Source organism: Proteus mirabilis ATCC 29906, assembly GCF_000160755.1.
Classification (GTDB): domain Bacteria; phylum Pseudomonadota; class Gammaproteobacteria; order Enterobacterales; family Enterobacteriaceae; genus Proteus; species Proteus mirabilis.
In genome coordinates this window covers 1,415,364-1,435,280 of record NZ_GG668576.1, presented here as the reverse complement: position 1 = coordinate 1,435,280, position 19,917 = coordinate 1,415,364, and the positions used below count along the sequence as shown (strand labels likewise).

The 19,917-nt window shown below is 33.6% G+C and carries 22 protein-coding genes; 19 read left to right on the top strand and 3 right to left on the bottom strand.

The window, feature by feature from the left end:
- Window positions 1-11: 11 nt before the first annotated feature.
- The 10 genes from HMPREF0693_RS06445 (at window position 12) to HMPREF0693_RS06405 (ending at window position 7,742) form a co-directional block, all read left to right on the top strand.
- Window positions 12-320: a helix-turn-helix domain-containing protein gene (locus HMPREF0693_RS06445; protein WP_004244333.1), complete on the top strand. Its 309-nt coding sequence runs from the start codon at window positions 12-14 to the stop codon at window positions 318-320.
- Between the two features lie 185 nt (window positions 321-505).
- The gene (locus tag HMPREF0693_RS06440; RefSeq protein WP_004244332.1) at window positions 506-1,057 is read left to right on the top strand and encodes a fimbrial protein; all 552 of its coding nucleotides are present in this window, start codon (window positions 506-508) and stop codon (window positions 1,055-1,057) included.
- Between the two features lie 59 nt (window positions 1,058-1,116).
- On the top strand, window positions 1,117-1,359 hold the full coding sequence (locus HMPREF0693_RS19450) for a fimbrial protein (protein ID WP_004244330.1): 243 nt from the start codon (window positions 1,117-1,119) through the stop codon (window positions 1,357-1,359).
- 61 nt (window positions 1,360-1,420) lie between these two features.
- Window positions 1,421-1,684, top strand: a complete 264-nt coding sequence (locus HMPREF0693_RS19445; RefSeq protein ID WP_004244329.1) for a hypothetical protein — start codon at window positions 1,421-1,423, stop codon at window positions 1,682-1,684.
- Between the two features lie 77 nt (window positions 1,685-1,761).
- The gene (locus tag HMPREF0693_RS06430) at window positions 1,762-4,260 is read left to right on the top strand and encodes a PapC/FimD family outer membrane usher protein (RefSeq protein WP_004248675.1); all 2,499 of its coding nucleotides are present in this window, start codon (window positions 1,762-1,764) and stop codon (window positions 4,258-4,260) included.
- Window positions 4,261-4,293: 33 nt separating this feature from the next.
- Window positions 4,294-5,004, top strand: coding sequence for a fimbrial biogenesis chaperone (locus HMPREF0693_RS06425; protein ID WP_004244325.1), 711 nt, complete (start codon window positions 4,294-4,296; stop codon window positions 5,002-5,004).
- 23 nt (window positions 5,005-5,027) lie between these two features.
- Window positions 5,028-5,531: a hypothetical protein gene (locus HMPREF0693_RS06420; RefSeq protein ID WP_004248673.1), complete on the top strand. Its 504-nt coding sequence runs from the start codon at window positions 5,028-5,030 to the stop codon at window positions 5,529-5,531.
- A 15-nt stretch (window positions 5,532-5,546) separates the two neighbouring features.
- Window positions 5,547-6,113, top strand: a complete 567-nt coding sequence (locus HMPREF0693_RS06415) for a fimbrial protein (protein ID WP_004244323.1) — start codon at window positions 5,547-5,549, stop codon at window positions 6,111-6,113.
- Entirely contained in the window at window positions 6,106-6,651 is a 546-nt protein-coding gene (locus tag HMPREF0693_RS06410) for a fimbrial protein (RefSeq protein WP_004244322.1), read from the top strand. The genes HMPREF0693_RS06415 and HMPREF0693_RS06410 overlap by 8 nt, the downstream gene beginning before the upstream one ends.
- A gap of 71 nt (window positions 6,652-6,722) precedes the next feature.
- The gene (locus HMPREF0693_RS06405) at window positions 6,723-7,742 is read left to right on the top strand and encodes an MrpH family fimbial adhesin (protein WP_004244321.1); all 1,020 of its coding nucleotides are present in this window, start codon (window positions 6,723-6,725) and stop codon (window positions 7,740-7,742) included.
- A gap of 131 nt (window positions 7,743-7,873) precedes the next feature.
- On the opposite strand, the gene HMPREF0693_RS06400 is transcribed toward HMPREF0693_RS06405, so the two are convergent.
- Window positions 7,874-8,803: a Dyp-type peroxidase gene (locus tag HMPREF0693_RS06400; protein WP_004244320.1), complete on the bottom strand. Its 930-nt coding sequence runs from the start codon at window positions 8,801-8,803 to the stop codon at window positions 7,874-7,876.
- A gap of 694 nt (window positions 8,804-9,497) precedes the next feature.
- Between HMPREF0693_RS06400 and HMPREF0693_RS06395 the strand changes: the two genes are divergently transcribed.
- The 8 genes from HMPREF0693_RS06395 (at window position 9,498) to HMPREF0693_RS06360 (ending at window position 16,006) form a co-directional block, all read left to right on the top strand.
- On the top strand, window positions 9,498-10,022 hold the full coding sequence (locus HMPREF0693_RS06395; protein WP_004244318.1) for a fimbrial protein: 525 nt from the start codon (window positions 9,498-9,500) through the stop codon (window positions 10,020-10,022).
- Between the two features lie 70 nt (window positions 10,023-10,092).
- On the top strand, window positions 10,093-10,758 hold the full coding sequence (locus HMPREF0693_RS06390) for a fimbrial biogenesis chaperone (protein WP_004244317.1): 666 nt from the start codon (window positions 10,093-10,095) through the stop codon (window positions 10,756-10,758).
- A gap of 16 nt (window positions 10,759-10,774) precedes the next feature.
- The gene (locus tag HMPREF0693_RS06385; protein WP_004244315.1) at window positions 10,775-13,282 is read left to right on the top strand and encodes a fimbria/pilus outer membrane usher protein; all 2,508 of its coding nucleotides are present in this window, start codon (window positions 10,775-10,777) and stop codon (window positions 13,280-13,282) included.
- Window positions 13,283-13,348: 66 nt separating this feature from the next.
- Window positions 13,349-13,870: a fimbrial protein gene (locus tag HMPREF0693_RS06380; protein ID WP_004244313.1), complete on the top strand. Its 522-nt coding sequence runs from the start codon at window positions 13,349-13,351 to the stop codon at window positions 13,868-13,870.
- Between the two features lie 12 nt (window positions 13,871-13,882).
- Window positions 13,883-14,380: a fimbrial protein gene (locus tag HMPREF0693_RS06375; protein WP_004244312.1), complete on the top strand. Its 498-nt coding sequence runs from the start codon at window positions 13,883-13,885 to the stop codon at window positions 14,378-14,380.
- Window positions 14,381-14,402: 22 nt separating this feature from the next.
- On the top strand, window positions 14,403-14,696 hold the full coding sequence (locus HMPREF0693_RS06370; RefSeq protein ID WP_004248670.1) for a helix-turn-helix domain-containing protein: 294 nt from the start codon (window positions 14,403-14,405) through the stop codon (window positions 14,694-14,696).
- Window positions 14,677-15,660 (top strand): fimbrial protein, encoded by a 984-nt coding sequence (locus HMPREF0693_RS06365; RefSeq protein WP_017827518.1) that lies wholly within the window; start codon window positions 14,677-14,679, stop codon window positions 15,658-15,660. The genes HMPREF0693_RS06370 and HMPREF0693_RS06365 overlap by 20 nt, the downstream gene beginning before the upstream one ends.
- Window positions 15,653-16,006, top strand: coding sequence for a helix-turn-helix domain-containing protein (locus HMPREF0693_RS06360; protein ID WP_004244307.1), 354 nt, complete (start codon window positions 15,653-15,655; stop codon window positions 16,004-16,006). The genes HMPREF0693_RS06365 and HMPREF0693_RS06360 overlap by 8 nt, the downstream gene beginning before the upstream one ends.
- Before the next feature lie 53 nt (window positions 16,007-16,059).
- On the opposite strand, the gene HMPREF0693_RS06355 is transcribed toward HMPREF0693_RS06360, so the two are convergent.
- Window positions 16,060-17,532, bottom strand: a complete 1,473-nt coding sequence (locus HMPREF0693_RS06355; protein WP_004244306.1) for an anion permease — start codon at window positions 17,530-17,532, stop codon at window positions 16,060-16,062.
- 510 nt (window positions 17,533-18,042) lie between these two features.
- On the opposite strand from HMPREF0693_RS06355, the gene HMPREF0693_RS06350 reads away from it, so the two are divergent.
- On the top strand, window positions 18,043-18,948 hold the full coding sequence (locus tag HMPREF0693_RS06350; RefSeq protein WP_004244305.1) for a LysR substrate-binding domain-containing protein: 906 nt from the start codon (window positions 18,043-18,045) through the stop codon (window positions 18,946-18,948).
- Window positions 18,949-19,021: 73 nt separating this feature from the next.
- Here HMPREF0693_RS06350 and HMPREF0693_RS06345 read toward each other — a convergent pair whose 3' ends face one another.
- Entirely contained in the window at window positions 19,022-19,897 is an 876-nt protein-coding gene (locus HMPREF0693_RS06345; RefSeq protein ID WP_004244304.1) for a pirin family protein, read from the bottom strand.
- Window positions 19,898-19,917 lie beyond the last annotated feature (20 nt).

Here is a 19,917-nt window from a genome sequence, read left to right as displayed (position 1 = left end):
GGTGGCTTTTCATGAATATCGATAAGAATAGAGGATCTGATTCTTTATTATTAAGGAAGAATATTGGAAATTTTATTAGAGAATCTCGTATACGTAAATCTCTAACAGGAGCCCAATTAGGCGAATTACTTGATGTGAGTCAGCAACAAATATCAAGATATGAAAATGGAATAACAAGTATCAATATTGAAACATTAGATATGATATTAAAATTATTGGATGCTGACTGGTCTGAGTTTTATCGAAAAGTTCTTGTCGTAGATATTATAAAACATAAATTAAAAAATAGTGATTCGTTTCCATTCTATTTGCGTGTTTAGATGATTTATATCATCTGTATAAATACAGTTTAAATTTTATATAAAAATTTAAATAGTCATAAGTTTTTAAAAGTAATGGAAGTAACAATATCATCTCTGGATGGGATGAGGATAATGTGTGTAACTATATATCATAGTTAATTTTTTAACGCTTTAATTCCTACGTTAAATATAAAGGTAAAAATATGAAATTGAATAAATTAGCGATGTTCGCTATTGCATCAATGGCTTTTTCTGCGACTGTTGCTCAAGCGGCTTCAGGTGATGGTACTATTACTTTCACTGGTAAAGTTATTGATGCACCTTGTGGTATTGCTACCGAAAGTGCTAACCAAGCTATCGATTTTGGTCAAATCAGCAAAAGCCTATTAGAGAAAGATGGTATTTCTCAAGTTAAACAAATCCCAATTAAATTGGTTAATTGTGATTTAACTAAAGCCGGTTCTGATACTGGTGCTGCAGGTTCTTATAAAGGCGTAAAAGTAACCTTTAATGGAAATACTATTACTGGTGCAACAGAAGAGTTAGCAACAACTGGTAATACAGGGACTGCTATTGTTATTTCAGGAACAACAACTGGTTCAATGGTTAAATTCAATGAAGCAGGTGAATTACAAGCACTGGGTAATAATGATAATACGCTGATGTATACAGCTTGGGCTAAGAAAGCAACAAACGGAACAATTGCTGAAGGTGAGTTTAACGCTACAACAAACTTCACATTAGCCTATGAATAAAAAATATTAAATTTAACGAGAGCAGTTAATCTGCTCTCGATTATTTAAGGCCAAAATCTATGTTTAAAAAAATCATAATATTATTATTTTTCACTAAAATCTTTTCAACATATGCAAGCGGAGCTGTATTGGATAAATATATCCCATCAGATAAAGTTTGGTGGCAAGGAACAGCAAAGTTTTTAGGAAAAGTAATTTCGCCTGCTTGCACATTAGATATGGATAGTAAATATCAATTGGTTGATCTAGGTACTATACCTGTTAATAAAATGAACAATAATGATGATTTATTAGCGAAGTAAAAAAATAAAAATAAAATTATCTGATTGCCAATTTATTAATAAGACTAAAAATATCGATAAAGTGAAAGGCGTTACGTTAACATTTTATTCAGATGTTAGTGGATCTAAAGCTGATTTATTTTCATTTAATAACAGTGATGAAGTCTATTTTAAAATAATAGATGAATATGGATATAGCGCTAATTCTGGAGAGTCATTACCATTAATATATGTTGATGGGGATAATACATATCTATATTACAAAATAGACGTTGTAAAAAAGTTGGATGTAATTACTCCTGGTGATTATTATGCAAGCGTTTTATTCAAAATAAATTATGAATGATTAGCTGCTTTCAACTTCTCATTAAAACTTTAAGACTTAAATAATTAAGGTTATTAGCCAATATGAACAGAGAGAATATGAGTGGAAGATCTACAAGCATTTTGGCAACTATATTATTTATAATTTATTCTCAAAATGTATATTCTGTAGAGTTTAACTTAGATGTTGTTGACTCTAAATCTAAAGATAATATTAACTTTGCTAGGTTTAGTGAAGCCGGTTATATTTTACCGGGTAAATATCAGCTTAACTTAGTACTTAATGGACAAGGGATCGGTTCATCAACATATACTGTTAACGTATTAGAAAGAGAAAATAAATCTCAAGATGAAAATAAAAAACTGTTATCTCAAGCCTGTTTAACAGGTGATATTATTTCATCTTTAGGATTAAAGGAAAAAATAGAAAATAATCTACCAACATGGAATGATGGAAAATGTATTGACTTATTAAGCCTAGATGGTGTTGAAGTTACAACAAAATTAAATGAAGGTATATTATCAATTAAAATACCTCAAATATGGCTTGAGTATACAAGTGCTACTTGGTTACCACCATCTCGCTGGGATGATGGGATCTCAGGTTTGATCCTTGATTATAATATTAACACCAATGTTAATATCCCTCATGAAGGAAGCAATACGCAAAGTATTTATTACAATGGTACTGTTGGTTATAACTTCGGTAGCTGGCGTATTCGTTCTGATTATCAAGGGAATTATAATCGAACCTCTGGTGATGCGGAAAACAATAAAGATTTATTAAATTTTACTCGAGTTTATGGATATCGCGCGATCCGCAGTTTAAAGTCTAACCTAACCATCGGTGAAAACTTTATAAACTCCAATATATTTAATTCCTGGCGTTATACGGGGATTAGTTTAGAAAGTGATGATCGGATGCTCTCTCCTCAACTAAGGGGATATGCACCACAAGTTACAGGGATCGCTGAAACTAACGCAAGGGTAGTTGTTAAGCATCAAGGACGTATTCTTTACGATTCAACAGTACCCGCAGGTCCATTTGCCATTCAAGATTTAGACAGTTCGGTGCGTGGTAAATTGGATGTTGAGATTATTGAGCAAAATGGAAAGACGAATAAATTTCAAATTGATACAGCCTATGTTCCTTATTTAACAAGACCGGGACAAGTTCGTTATAAGGTTGTTGCAGGACGCTCTAGAGATAAATTACATAATACAGAAGGACCTATATTTGGTACGACTGAAGCTGCTTTTGGTTTAAGTAATGCTTGGACTATGTATGGTGGTACCATTTTCGCCGGTGATTATAATAGTGTAGCACTTGGGGTTGGGCGCGATATGTTCGCTTTCGGTGCGGTATCTGCCGATATTACACAATCTTATGCTCGATTACCTGATCGTGGCACTATGCAAGGTAAGTCATGGCGAGTCAGTTACTCTAAACGTTTTGATAATTTGGATGCGGATGTAACCTTCGCTGGATACCGATTTAATGAACGTAATTATATGACGATGCAAAATTATTTAGATGCACGTTATCGTGATGATTTTACTGGAAAAGAGAAAGAACTCTATACAGTAACCTTTAATAAAGGTCTTTCTGAATATAACACATCAATTGGGGTGCAATATAATCATCAGACATATTGGGATCAAAGTAATTCCGATTATTATTCTATTAACTTAAATAAATATATGGATGTTTTTGCAGTTAAAAATATTTCATTAAATTTATCTGCATCGAGATCTAAATACTATGGCAAAGATAATGATGTCTTCTTTGCGAGAGTCAGTATTCCATTAGAGAATAATAGAGGATTTATAAATTATGATGGCTCAAGAAATTCGGGGAACTATACGCATAATATAGGGTACTTTAATACCACGGAAGATAACTTAGCTAATTATAATTTAAATGTTTCAACGACATATGGCGATGATATGGATAGTAGTTCAAGCTTCTCTGGCTATTATGGACGCTATACTTCAATCGCTAATATTAATGCGAATGCCACTATCTCAAATAAAAATACCTCATCATTTGGTTTTTCTGCTAATGGGGGCTTAACGATTACCGCTAAAGGAGCAGCACTTCACCCAGATGGATTTAATGGTGGTACTCGCTTATTAGTTGATACTGAAGGTGTTGCAGGAGTACCAGTTGATGGTGGCCGTGTAACAACCAATAATTGGGGTTATGGTGTTGTTACCGATATTAATAGTTATTATCGCAATGAAACAACGATCGATTTAACTAAATTACCTAATAATATAGAAGCGACACAGGCGATTGTAGAATCTTCATTAACTGAAGGTGCTATTGGTTATAGAAAATTTGAAGTGTTAAAAGGTGAGAAGGCCTTTGCAATAATTAGGTTAGCTGATAACTCTTATCCACCATTTGGTTCAATAATTAGTAATGCTAAAGGACGAGAGCTAGGAATAATTAGTGATGATGGTTTTGCTTGGCTAACAGGTATTAACCCAAATGAAGAAATTAGAGTATCTTGGGGAGCTGAACAACAATGTGTCGCTAAACTTCCAAATAAAATAGAACCGAGTAATAAGATATTATTATTGTGTGAAAAATAATATCGGTAATTAATAAACGACAAAGGTCTTGAAATGAAAAAAATATCATTTTTATTATTAGGATTAATGGTTACATCAAACTCCTATGCAGCAATTTCTTTAGATAGAACAAGAGCTATATACGAAGGTGGGTCAAATGCATTAGTTATTAATATTACTAATGATAATAAACAATTACCTTATTTAGCCCAAACATGGATTGAAAATGATAAGAATGAAAAAATTGAGCTAGGGCCATTAATTGCCACACCATTAGTTCAGCGATTAGAGCCTGGTGATAAAGCGTTAATTAAAGTATCTGCGACACCAGATATTGAAAAGTTACCTAACGATAGAGAAACATTATTTTATTTTAATGTTAGAGAAGTTCCACCTAAAGCTGAAGACAATAATGTATTACAAATTGCCTTGCATACAAAAATAAAATTGTTTTATAGACCGAAACAAATATTGAGAGAGCCAAATGCTATTTGGCAAGATCAATTAGTTTTAAATAAGCTATCTGACGGTTATGAAATAGAGAATCCAACACCTTATTACGTCACTGTATTCGGTATTGGTGGTTCAAAGAAAGAAGCGGTTGATTCTGAGTTTAATGCAGTCATGATTGCCCCTAAATCGTCACAAAGGGTTAATAGTAAAGTGTACTCAACGCCATACTTATCTTATATAAATGATTATGGTGGAAGACCGACAATTAAATTTCAATGTCAAGCTAATCGTTGTGTAGCAGAGAAAAAATAAAAACTGATTTTGGAGATAGAAAGGTGAAGAATAGAAAATTTATTTTTATGTTGATGCTTTACATTAATGGCCTTTTTATTTCTCAAATTGGCTTTGCAGAACCTGTTGCTCGAGATAAATCATTCTTTAATATTAATAGAGCAAAAATTGATTTTTATAATCAAAATGAAAAAAATCAACATGGTTTTATATATATAAAAGGCTCATTTTTAAATGCTCCTTGTGAGCTTATTTCGAATGAAATTAGTTTAAAAGAGCTATACATAAAAGATATTGATGTCGTTATTGGTGGTTGTAATATTTATAGTGATTTTAAAAACAGCTCAAATAGTAAACCTGCGTTTACTAGTGTGTTAAGTTTCACAAATAAAATCAACGATAACGTAGAAAATATTGATATAAGAATGAATAGATTAAAGCATTATAAAGATAATGTTATTTTGAATTACCTCTTTTCAGATGAAATAAAGAGAAATATTCTTGACCGGAAGTTAAATATATTAACTCTTAAATTGCAGTATAATTAATTTAAGGTAGATCATATGGTTATTTATTTTTATAGAGAATGGGTAAAAATATTATTTTTTATGCTTATTTTTTTACCTGTTGCAAATGCGGCTACAACAATGAATTTTGATGGTACTTTGATTGATACGCCATGTAGAATTGATCAGCCAAGTTTAAATCAAAATGTGGTTTTTTTAAATAGCACACCAAGGGATTATTGGAAATATCCTGCGGTTAGACCTGCAGAAAAATTTACCATTAAACTGATCCAATGTGATGCAAAATCGTTATGGAAATCAGTGAAAATTAAATTTAATGGGCAGCCAGAGCCAGAGATGGGGGCTGAACAACAAAAGTACCTTACACTTTCTTCTGGCGTTAATAAAAGTAAGTTAGCCATTGGATTAATTGATATAGATGGAAACCAACGTATTACTTTAGGTGAAAACCATAACGGTGGAAATGGAACTCAACTTAACGATGGCACGATGTTGCTAACCTTTAATGCATTTGTTGAAGCGACACCAAAAGCAATACAGGAAAAAAGTGTTGTACCTGGAGTTTATAATGCCACGGTAGAATTTGAGGTTTCTTATGAATAAAAGTAAATATTTTATACTGCCTATTTTTTTATATTTACTATCAGGAACTGCACGGGCAGTTGATATAAATATAGCTATTACAGGCGCTATTTATGTTCCACCTTGTGTTGTTAATAATAATATCCCTATACAGTTTTCTTTTAATCAAATAATGACTTATAAAGTCGATGGTCAAACAAGCGCTATCACAAAAAATATTCCTATTACATGTACTTATTTTAAGGGCTCACCTTACGTCAAAGTATCTGGCATTCAGTTAGCTGGAGCGCCTGATAATGTGCTTAAAGTTTCCGCAGATAGCGTGAATTCAAATCGATTTGGCCTTGCCTTATATCAAGGAGAGAGTGTTGATGAGAATAATCCTTTGCGTTTGAATGGTTCAGCCCCTCGAGGTTATGCCATTACAAAAGGTTTTTCTAATACAGGGCAAGACAGGAGCCAATTTACTATTACTGCTGTTCCTTTTAAAACAGGTACTGCTGATTTATCTCCTGGAAATTTTACGGCCTCCGCATCATTAAGCATTGTTTATAACTAAACCTAAAACAGAGTCAATGATGAGTATCAGAGACTGAGGTTTATGTAATCCTAAAAAGTAGGACGGTTTAAATGAATAAGACATTAATAGGAATAGCTTTATTTTCTTTAGCCACACCATATGCGGTAGGCTGGCAACAAAATTTTTTGCATGTACCGTCAAATGGTAGTACTGCATCAGCAACAGCCCCTGCGCTTAATGTGACAGATGCTAACGCCAGTGGTGTAATTAAGGTGACCATACCTCAGGTTAAAGGGTGGCGGGTTATCGCTTCTTACTGTAGTGGTTCAGGCTCAATGGCAGAAGAAGGAAATTACCGCTATTGGATTAGATTGCCACAAACAAATACTTGGCAAAAACATTCATCAGGATTGAGCTATTATTTGTCCAATCTCTCTTGGACACTAGCAGGTACCAATAATAACAATAATCAGGTTTATGTAGGGCCAAATTATTATGCTAAGCAGTCACCGAGTGGTTGCCATAGTGTTGGAACCGTTTGGGGATTAGGTTCTGCAGTGCTTCCGTTAGATCGTTCTATGTCATTAACTGTGGCGGTGTCCAGAGCGACGGCTTATCCGGGATCATATAATTTAAATATTCCTTTTGCATGGGCTTATGAAGAAAATAAAGGGTCTGGTGGTAACAGTACGGGTTATCTTCAATTTGGTAATGCAATGAAGCCTTATATGAATAGTTATATTAATATTCCTGTGAGTATCACAAGTAAATGTAATATTAAAAACCAAGTTATTAACTTATCTCATGGAAATATGACCCCAGAAGAATCTATTAACAATGTTACCCCGCCTTATAACTATCAACTAACGTGTGATTATGATGCATCAGTATCCGTTTCATTAATAGGAAGTGCACCTGTTTCTGGAAAAACGGAAAACTATACAAAATGTGGTAATGGTGGCTCTTGTGAGTTGAAATATAACGATACCGAATATAAAGGTAAATTTAAACTTAACGCAGGTGCTGCGAAAACATTTTCTATCACATCAACCTTTCATCCTAATGATATAAGAAACCCTGTTGAAGGTAGTTTTCAAGGAAGTGCTATTTTGCGGGTATTGGTTGACTGATCAGGCGCTTAATATTGTAAGTTAATGCCGTCATCATATTGAATAGCAATAGCTCTTTCTTGTTCTTATCGAATATAGAGCAGTGTATGAGCTATTGCTATTAACTTTTTGTTTGTACTGATAATCAACTTTTATTCTATATCATCTAAAAACGCCGGAGATGGGACAAAAAATAATGTGCCCGTGACGGGAGTACTGAATTTTAGTAGTTTATCGGTATGTCCTTCAGGTGTTCCTGCAAACATATTTTCTAACATACGGTTTGTTGTTGAGAAATAGCGAGCATAACCAATAAAATAGGTACCATATTCATTTTTGGAGGGATTTGAAAACGGCATATTTGCTCGTACGATTTTTAAATCATCACCGTTTTCATCTTGAATATTGGTGACGACATTGTGTGAGCCTGGATCTTTTTCTTCATCAGTTAGTTCAACATCATTGAATTTATGCCTACCGATCACTTTTTCTTGCTCGATGAGAGATTGGTTTTCCCAAGCCGCCATATCATGAATGTATTTTTGTACAAATGCATAACTTCCACCGGTAAACAGTGGATCTTCATCACCAATAACCGCATAAGCGACACGCTCATCTTCAAACTCAGGATTTTCTGTTCCATCCACAAAGCCAATAATTGAGCGACCATCAAAATAGCGGAAACCATGTACTTCATCTTCTGAGGTGGCAATAGAGTTTAATTTTTGGCTAATAATTGCAGCTAATTCATAACAAGCGGATACCTTTAGTGCCCGTATGTGAAAAAACAGATCGCCAGGTGTCGATACTGCGGTATACACATCGCCGTTGATTTGCTTAAAGGTATTTAATTCTCGCGGTTTAGCTTGATTAGGGAATAGTTTAGACCATGCATCAGCACCAAATCCCATCACACAACTTACGTCTAATTCAGGGAAACGGGTTCTCATACTACGAAGAAGACCTGATAGATTATTACAAAAGTCGATAAGAGTAGGGCGGGTTTCCGATGAGTTAATAAGATTAAAGACTAGAAAATAAGCGTTCTCACAGGGGGTTTTTGTTACATCTTGATATTTCATAGTGCTTCCTAATAGATACGTGGCAGAAAATTTTGCTTAATGCGATATAAGTAAAAACTAAATTTAGTTTTACACCAAAGTATTTCCTTTTACAAAGCATGGTTTTTGATTTTTATCATTAAAGATGAATAGTAAATATTTTTTTGGTTGGAAAACAATCGAACTGTGATTTTTGTGATAAATAATGCTTTTTATATAAATTTGAAAAAATTCTTAGCTTTTCTTTAGAGTAAATCACTAACTTATACAGGTATTTAGAATATAGTATTGATGTTTTTTAGCCATAGTGTTGATTAAATAAGCATTTAGAGCTTATATACAGCTAGAATTTATTTTATTTTAATCAGAAAACTCACTTTTATTGAACATTAATATACGATTAACACTATATGAGTTATAAAAAAAAACAAAAAAATATTTTATTTAAAAAAGAAAAATTTTATTTTTATTTTTATTTTTATTTTTGTTTCAAATTATTAAAAATAAGATTTATTAAAAGTAAAAAATATTGTTTAACTTATACTGTGTTTTATTAGTTAATAACACTATTTAATATTAAAATGTTATTAACATTATACTGTAATAACCGAAACTTGTTTATTTCAAATAATAAATAGATAATACTCGCGTATTGAGTTAATTAATCTTATTTCTATTATCTCAATGTGTTTAAAATAATTATTTGGAGAAATAAATGAGAAAAAGCTTTATTGCAATGTTGATTGCTACAACGTCTATTTTTGTCGCGAATAATGCATTAGCTGCAGATGGAACAATCGATTTTACAGGAGAAATTATCGATAACGCATGTGAATTAGCAGCTGGATCTGATGCTCTAAAAGTTAATTTAGGTAAGGTATCTAAAACAGCATTACCTAGTGCCGGAGTTACTGCTGCGGCAACTAAATTTACGATTAAATTAATTAATTGCCCTGCAACAGTAAGTACTGCATCTGTTAAATTTGATGCAGAGTCTTATTCTGGAGACGATACTGTTATTGCGCTAAAACAAGAGTCGGGAGTGGCAACAGGTGTCGGTATTCAAATTACGGATGATGCAAATACTGTTGTCCCTTTATTTACCGCATCTAAAACTTATCCATTAAAAGAAGGTGTTGAAAATAATTTAGACTTTAGAGCTCGTTATATTGCTAAAACAGATTCTGTCACTGCGGGTTTAGCAAATGCGAATGCAACATTTACTATTAATTATAATTAAAAATAACTAGGTAAGTCATAAGGTTTAAAGGGATTTAAACCTTATTATACAATCATTTTATGGTGATAATATGAAGTCTATTATTCTATTTTTTATTTCTTTATTTATTATTAATACATCTTATGCAGGTGTTATTATTAGTGGCACAAGGGTAATTTATAATGAAGGCAATAAGAATGTCAGCATTAACGTGAAAAACCCAGATAAAATGCCTTATTTGATCCAGTCATGGATAGATGATTTTGAGGAAAAAAAACAGTCAAAATTTACGATCACGCCACCTTTATTTAGATTGAATCCAGATAAAGAGAATACATTGAGGATCTTTTTAACAGAAGAAGGGCTACCAAGTGATCAAGAATCTCTTTTTTGGTTAAATATAAAAACGATCCCTGCTACAGAAAAAACAGAAAATTCATTACAAATTGCATTTAAAACGCAAATGAAATTGATCTATAGACCTAAAAGTCTAAAAGACGTTAATTTTGAAGAAGAACAAAAGAAATTATCTTGGTCAAAGGAAAGAGGGAAAGTCATAGTTTATAATCCCACACCTTATTTTATGAATTTTCAAACAATAAAATTTAATGGAAAATTGGTTGATGATGTTTCTTATGCTAAACCTTTTTCAACTAAATCATTTGATATAAATGATAATAATGAACATGGTCTTATAAGCTGGGAGCTTATTAATGATTATGGGGCTAATGTGGATTTATCCGAAGTTAGAATATAATAATTAGGTTTCTAATATGAAAATAAGTAAGGTATGTATTAGCCTCATTTTATACTTAGGCTATGCAGCTTTATTATATGCAGAAAATAATAATTTAGATGATATCTATTTTGATCCAGATTTTTTAGAGCTGCCAAATAAAGATATTATTGATTTATCTTCTTTTGAGAATAACCAACAGCTAGCAGGTGACTATTATGTTGATATTTATGTTAACACTAATTTAATTTTAACTAAAAATATTAGATTTGATAAAGATAAAAATAATCAGCTTAAACCTTGTTTATCAGTAAATGATCTAAATGACTTTGGGGTTAAAACAACAGATTATCCTGGGCTTTATTCTGAATATACTAGCTGTGTCAATTTGTCTGCGATACCAGAAGCTAAAAGTGAATTAGATTTTGATTCACAAAGGTTATATTTAAGTATTCCGCAAATTGCATTATCTAAAAACCCAAGAGGATATATAGAGTTAGATAATATTGATAATGGTATAAATGCCTTATTACTAAACTATAGTTATAGTGGTTCTAAAAACTATGATCGTAAGAATGGCAGTTCAAATACAACTTCAAATTATATAAATTTAAGACCAGGTTTAAATTTAGGACCATGGCGTTTAAGAAACTACACAACATGGTCGAGTACAAGTAATCAATCAGGGAAGTGGAACACCCTTTATACCTATTTATCTAGGAATATAAATAAAATAAAAAGTCAGTTAATACTAGGGGATGGGATATCTTCATCTGATGTTTTTGATAGTGTTCCGTTTCGAGGCATGCAATTATCAACAGATGATGAGATGTATCCAGAAAGTTTAAGAGGCTATGCGCCTATCATTAGAGGGATTGCAAAAAGTAACTCGCAAATAACTATCAAACAAAATGGATATACTATTTATCAAACTGAAGTGGCAGCTGGCCCTTTTGAAATTAATGATTTATATCCATCAGGTAGTAGTGGGGATTTATACGTTACGATTAAGGGTGCTAATGGTAGTGAGCAACATCAAATCGTACCTTTCGCCTCTTTACCTGTATTACAGCGTGAAGGTCATTTCACTTATAGCGTAACGGGCGGTGAATATCGTGCTTATGATAATAATGTAGATAAAACGAAGTTTGGTCAGTTTACATTAGTTTATGGTTTACCTTATGGCACTACTGCTTATGGGGGAAGTCAGTTGAGTCAAAATTATCAATCTTACTCCCTAGGTGTTGGGAAGAATTTAGGCTCATTTGGTGCTGTTTCTGTTGATGTTACACAGGCTAAGTCAACTTTTAATGATGGAAGGAAGCAACAAGGTCAGTCTTATCGGTTTAGATATAACAAGAATTTGAACAATATAGGAACCAATATTGCTTTAGCAGGTTATCGCTATTCAACGAGTGGCTTTTATAGTTTATCTGAAGTATTTGATAGTTTTCGTCGTACTCATTATAGCCCTGAAATTGAGCAACGCCGTCATCGTGCGGAGATAACGCTTAATCAAAATTTAGGTGATAAATATGGCTCTTTAGCTATCGGATATATACAAGAGGATTATTGGAACAGCAAAAGCAAAAAACAATCAGCAACACTTGGTTATAATAATAGCTGGCAAGGTATCAGCTATGGAATAAATTATACCTACAATAAAAATACAGTTAATCATTCTTATATTTCTGATCAGAAAAGACAAAATGATGATGAACATTTGTTGGCTTTTTCGGTGAATGTGCCCTTTAGCGTATTTGATAATACTTTTTATTATAATTTTAATGCGAATAGTAACAATAATAGTTCAAGTACAGGAAGTGTAGGTATATCGGCATCTCAGTTAAATAATCGACTAAATTGGAGTGTGCAACAAGCATTTACCAATCAAGATCAAGGATCTTCTGGAAATATCAATGCATCCTACAAAGGCCAACTAGGTGATATTACGGGGGGGTACAGTTATAGCAAAGATAATCATAATCTTTACTATGGTGTGAGCGGTAGCGTCGTTGCTCATTCTCAGGGAGTTGTTTTTGGACAGCAACTGGGAGAAACCGCGGCAATCGTAGATATTCCTAATGCGGGTGATATTACGATATTAAATCAAGCGGGAGTTAGGACTAATAACTCAGGGTATGCATTAGTTCCTTATGTCACACCATATCGTAAAAATACTGTCGAGATCGATACATTAAGATTGCCAGAGAATGCTGAAATGGAACTTACCAGTCAGACGGTTTTACCGAGTCGAGGGGCTTTAGTAAAAGCGAATTTTTCAGCAAATGTAGGCTATCGTGTATTAATGACGATAAATTTGGAAAACAAAAAGCCAGTACCATTTGGCGCTCAAGCTATTTTTAAAGACAATAGTCAGTTAAATAGTATTGTAGGTAATGATGGAGAAGTTTATTTATCAGGGCTAAAACAGAAAGGAAACTTTACTATTAAATACAACAATGAAAGCTGTCAGGTAAATTATGATCTATCTGATATTCCAGATTATTTAGGGCTCTATAAAACTACTGTAACTTGCTATTAATTAATTTAAATATCAAACATGGTTATTTTTATAGCTATTGATGTTTGCTACCTGTAGGAAAGTAAAATGATAAAAGTAATGAGGCTCTTCCTTCTTATAACTACTATTGGAATAAGTTTTTTTTCATCTGCAGGAAGTACTGTGACACTTCAATTTTCTGGAAATATAAAAGCCGCGACTTGTAATGTTTCTGGTAGTAAAAATATTAATATTGATTTGAAACAGATGCCAGAAAGTTTATTTAATAAAGTAAACTCTAGTTCTGTTTGGAATGATTTTAATATTAAGTTAATAGATTGTTCTCCGGGGGTAAATCAAGTAAAGCTGACTTTTTCTGGAACGCCTGATAATGCAGATGTGAATAATTTATATAAAAATGAGGGGACGGCAAAAAATATTGCCGTTCAATTACAAAATAAAAACAGTAATGGCGAAATTCCATTAGGTAATGGAAAAAATTTATATATCGCGGTTAATGGTAAACCATCGGTTACTGTTCCACTAAGAACACGAGCATTTAGTAAATTAGGTAATGCAACACCGGGGACGGTGTCCGCCAAAATAACAGCAACGCTTATTTATCAATAAAAAGAGGGTGTTATGTGGAAATCACTAACGTTATTTTTATTATTTTCATATTCTCCTATCGCATTAAGCAACACTGTTAATATTAATGTATATGGATCAGTAGTAGCCTCACCTTGTGAGTTAGAAACGAAAAACCACTTAATTGATTTAAAAAAAATCAATATTAGAAATATTAAAAATGGTCAAGCATCAGACTGGATAGATTTTTCTATAAAATTAAAAAATTGCCCAGTTAATACAGAGAAAGTCACTATGATTTTAAGAGGCCAAAGTGTTCCTAATTATTCGGAATATTTTATTAATAGTGGGACGGCTAAAGATATAGCACTAAATTTAGCAATGCAAAATAATAAAGGTATTGTAAAAAATAATGATAAATTAATGACGGCTGTTAATAAATATAACCATAATGCTGAATTTGCTTTATCGGCAAGAATGGTTGGCTATGGAAATAATATAACGGTGGGATCATTTAAGAGCCATCTTGAATTTACTCTTATTTATAATTAAATGTGTCATAAAGGGGTTTCAAGTGAATCGCTCTTATCCAGCATCAAAGATGGTAGGAAAAAAAATCGCTTATTACCGTAGAGTAAATGGCCTCACATTAAGTGAATTGGCTAAGAAAATAGGTATAAGTCAACAGCAGCAATCAAGATATGAACGGGGAATTAATCGAGTGAGTCTAGATAGGCTTTATCAATATGCTTGCTTTTTCGGTATTAGTTTAAGTGATCTTTTTCAATTAGATGATGAAGAGAAAGTAGAAATAGAAAATAAAATATCAAATATGGTAGGTAATAAAAATGAACCATTTGATGGGTAAAAGACTTTTTTTATTAGGTACAATCTTCTTTTTTTCTGCTGACGTCTTTGCAGCTTGTATTCAGAATCCTAATTTAAAAAATATTCAGGCTCGGATCCCCAATAAAACCTATTCAATTCAATATGATGATATAGGGACAAGAGTATTAGATGAGTTTCAGATTAATTATGCCAATGGGCCTATAACAACTTTTTCAGGTAACGATGGGCGGTGTGGGAACGCATCAATCACTGCCAATTATACTAATGGCTGGTTGCCTAATGCGAATAAAATAGCACAGACCAATATTGCGGGTATTGGGATACAGGTTAAATTTGCTGGAATAGGTGCATTAAATACAACGTATTTGACCCCAAAGGACCCAAGTGGCAATTCTTATCGACTTCTTACCCCTTATTGGACAGTCAAAATTATAAAAACAGGCAGAGTAACGCAATCAGGAAGCCTTCAATGGGGCAAGATTGCTCAAGCAGTACAAAATAATACACAACCTAAAAACACAACTTGGAACTTAACTTCACTTTATTTGCCTCTTAATGCAATAAAGATAAATTCATTAAAATGTACTACAAAATCATCAAATTATAATATTAATATGGGGACTTGGTATGATACTCAATTTAAAAATATTGGTGATGTCAGTAAAAGTGTAGATGTTCCTATTACATTAAACTGTGCGGCTGGCACTAACATTAAAGCGACAGTGACAAGTAGTGCTGGATATATAGATGCAAATACAGGGAAATTAAACCTATCGGGCACTAATCGAGCCACTGGTGTTGCCATTCAGTTATTAGATAAAAACAATAACCCGATAAAACTAAATACAAAAAATAGTCTACAAAATGGGGTCTCCTCCGGTGATTATATATTTGGTTGGAAAGCAAGATATATAAAAACAGGTAATAAAATAACGCCTGGTAGTGCTAACTCAACAGCAACAGTAAATATCTTATATGAGTGATAATAATATATTTTTCGATATGGTTTTGTCATTCGAGGCGATTATGAATAAAAAAATATCAAAGATAGTTGGCGCAAGAATAAAAATGTTAAGACAACAACATGGTATGACGGGTAGTGAGCTTGGTGCTTTATTAGGAGTAAGCCAGCAACATCAATCACGCTTTGAAAATGGGGAGTGCAATATTCATGTGGATGTAATTTACTTATTATCTTATATTTTTAAAGTTAAATTAAATTATTTTTTTCAGGATATAAATGATTGTTTTGATCAAGAAGGAATAGCCTATAAAGAAAGTTATTATCATTCTGAGACGATTGTCGAAAAGTGTGAACTTTGGCGCTAGTTAATATGATGCCTAACAGGCTGATTAGGCATCATATTTTGGTTTTTATTATTTTACCAATACCCCAGCACCTTCCACCATAAACTACCAAGGGTTATCCAGATAATGAGGTTAACAATGCTCATAACAAAACCTGCTTTCCACCACTCACCTAAGGTCGCGTAGCCTGAGCCGAAAATAATCGGTGCAGTACCTGTACCGTAATGAGTTAAAGACATCATTAATGAAGAAGAGAAAGCTAAAATAAGTCCTAATAACATTGGTGGCGCGCCAAGAGCTAAACCTGCGGCATAGAATGCAGCAAACATGGCGGTAATATGAGCCGTGGTGCTAGCAAAGAAATAGTGAGAATAGACATAAATCAGCACGAGTAATATCATACCACTTACCCAGCTTATCCCCATACTATCAATACCGGCACCCACACTTAATGAGAGCCATTTAATTAGACCTAATTTTCCTAAAAAAGAGGCCATCATTACTAATGCGGAAAACCAAACCACGGTATCCCATGCACCTTTGTTTTTTAAAATATCATCCCAATTTAATACGCCAGTACATAATAAGATTGATAAACCAATAAAAGCCGCAGTAGTCGCATTAATACTAAAAGCATCACCAAATAATAGTGCGGGTATTCCTGCCCACATAATTAATAACAGTGCAAATACTCCCAAAGTGATTTTTTCTGGCAATGAAATAGGGCCTAATTGAGCTAAACGCTCTTTGGCAAAGTGGGGAGCATTCGGCGTATGGGTTATCTCTGGTTTATATAAAAAGTAGATCACAATCGGCATTAAAAATAATGAAACAATGGCGGGAACAAAAGCCGCTATTGCCCACATTGACCAAGTTAACTCATTTTCAGGCCCTGTTTCACCGATAATTAAGCTTACAATAAGAGGATTAGGCGCGGTTGCAGTAATAAACATCGCTGAGGTGATAGGATTGATATTATAATTGACTAGCGATAAATAACGACCAATCTTACCACTAGTACCCTCTTCGGGTTTTGAATTAAAGCTATCGGCAATAGATCGCATTATTGGGTGAATAATTCCACCACCTCGAGCTGTATTACTTGGCGTAACAGGGGCGAGGATCGTTTCTGCAATAGCTAGAGAATAAGCGATACCAATGGTTTTTTTACCAAATAACGAAATAAAATAGTAGCCAATTCTAGCACCTAATCCAGTTTTATTAAGACTCATTGAAACCATAATAGAAATACCGATTAACCAGATAAGATTGTTGGAAAAGCCACTTAATGCATCATTAATCGCCCCTTTAGTTGAGTCTGGGTTAGTGACGCCTGTTGCGGCAACAAGCGCAATAGCAATAATGGATACTGCCCCTATAGGTAAGGCTTTGCCGATAATAGCCGCAATAGTACCAACAAACAGTGCTAACAAGTGCCAAGCATTGGGATCTACCCCTTGGGGAACAGGGATAACAAACCAAATGATAAGGGTAATAGCAACCGCAATTAAGGTAGGTATAGGTCGTAATGGAGTTAATTTATTCATCAGGTTATTCCATTAAAAACAGGTGTAAGAAATAATTGTAAGTGACAGATTATGTAAATAAGTATTTTTATTAATTATAATCTTATTAACATATTTTTAAATATACATTGATTAATATCATAAAAATAAAATTAAATTTTAACATCTTGATTTATTATTAAGTTTTTAAGTAACTATTTGTTTTATAGTCATTATTGTTTAGGTGATTTATTGTTTGCTCAGGCTAGTTGTTTTGTGTTAAATTAATTTAAATAGTAATAATCTTTTTAACTATCCCTGTTTTTTTATTCTTTATTGTGTTATGTGATTAAAAATAAGCATCACAGAATTAAAATAATCTCCATTTTTATTTATATTATATTGCTATAATTAATGGTTATTTTTATTTTACTAAAATATCAGCCTATAATATATTATTAGCGTGAAAATAGATCATAATATATGTATCATAATTTCCGAAGCTGAAACAATTCAGTTTTTATATAATGACAATTAAATAGGTAATAGGCGATGAAGTATGATCTAAATGACCTCTATTATTTTGTTAAAGTGGTGGAGTTTGGCGGTTTTTCACAAGCGGCCGAAACGTTAGGTATTCCTAAATCAAAACTTAGTCGTCGTATTGCTGATTTAGAAGAGAGACTAAAGGTCTCGCTGATCTATCGTTCAACTCGTCAATTTCATGTCACTAAGATAGGGCAAACTTTTTACCAACAGTGTAAAAATGTCGTTGAACAAGCGGAGATTGCTCAAGAGGTTATTTGTTCAGCACAAGGGCACCCTCACGGCACGATCAAACTCTCTTGCCCAGTTGCATTACTGCAAATTTATATTCAAGATATTTTGGTGGATTTTATGGCAAAATATCCTGATATCAATATACAAATTTTAGCGATTAACCGCCCTGTGGATGTGATCAATGAAGGTCTTGACTTAGCTTTACGAGTTAGAGCATTACCTTTGGATGATTCTGGCTTAACGATGAAAATATTAGGCTATTCTCGCCGTGTTTTAGTTGCTAATCCGCTATTATTTGCAACCAACAGTGCGCCTGATTCTCCAGAGCAACTTGCTGATTATCCTATTTTAGCTAATAGCGAACATTCGCAGCAGTATACGCTAACGCTTACCCATAATGATGGTACCGTTTCAACGCAACATGTTACACCTAAATTAGCGACAACGGATGTGATGACCTTATATAAAGCAACATTAAAGGGACTTGGGATCACGCGTTTACCATTGAGTGTCGTAGAGAAAGAGTTAACAGATGGCTCTTTGGTGGAAGTCTTACCACAGTGGCGTTTTCCTAAAGATGTTATTCATGCCGTGTATCCGTCACGAAAAGGTTTATTACCTGCTATTCAAGTGTTATTAGATTATTTAGCGCAGAATATGGCTCCATATAAAGAGTAAAAAATAGATATAAACGACTGCTCTAAGTGAGCAGCCGTTTGTTATAAAAGTTATAGAACAAGGAGAGTATTAATCATATTTCGTTTGGGATACGACCAAATTTACCTTGGTTAAAGTCATCAATAGCTTGCCTAATTTCATCTTTGCTGTTCATCACAAATGGACCATAACCAACTACAGGCTCATTAATTGGCTCTCCGCTAAGATATAACACAACCGCATCTTCAATGGCTTCAAGATTAATTGAGCCACCTTGATTATCTAAAATAACCAAATCGCCCGTATTTAATTGAGTTTGGCTATCAAGATAGGCGCTACCATGGAGTATCACTAATCCCACATAGCGATCTTTTTTACTTGGTAAGGTCGTAGATTTACCACTTTTCAATTGAATATCCCAAACGTCAACAGGTGAAAAGGTTTTTGCCGCTCCTTGAGTTTGATGATATTCCCCCGCAATTACGCGCAGTTGTCCGGCATCATTCGCTAATGGAAGCACTGGAATAGCACTCTCTTTGAGTAACTGATAGCCAGCAGGCGCTGATTTAGCATGAGATGGGAGGTTTACCCATAACTGCACCATATCAAGTATGCCTCCCGCTTGGTTAAAGGCATCAGAGTGATACTCTTGATGTAATATACCTGATGCTGCGGTCATCCATTGTACATCTCCAGGGCCAATCACTCCTCCTTCACCTGTAGAATCGTGATGTGCCACTTCCCCTTTATAGACAATAGTCACAGTCTCAAACCCACGGTGAGGGTGTTCGCCTACACCACGGTTATGGCCTTGAGAGGCTGGAAAATCAGTCGGGCCAGCTCTGTCTAATAATAAAAATGGATTTAAATATTTACCATGATCACCATAACTAAATAGTGAGCGTACATGGAAGCCATCACCGACCCAATGTTGACGAGGCGCTTTATAAACACCAATAACTTTTTTCATAATGATATTCCTATAAAATT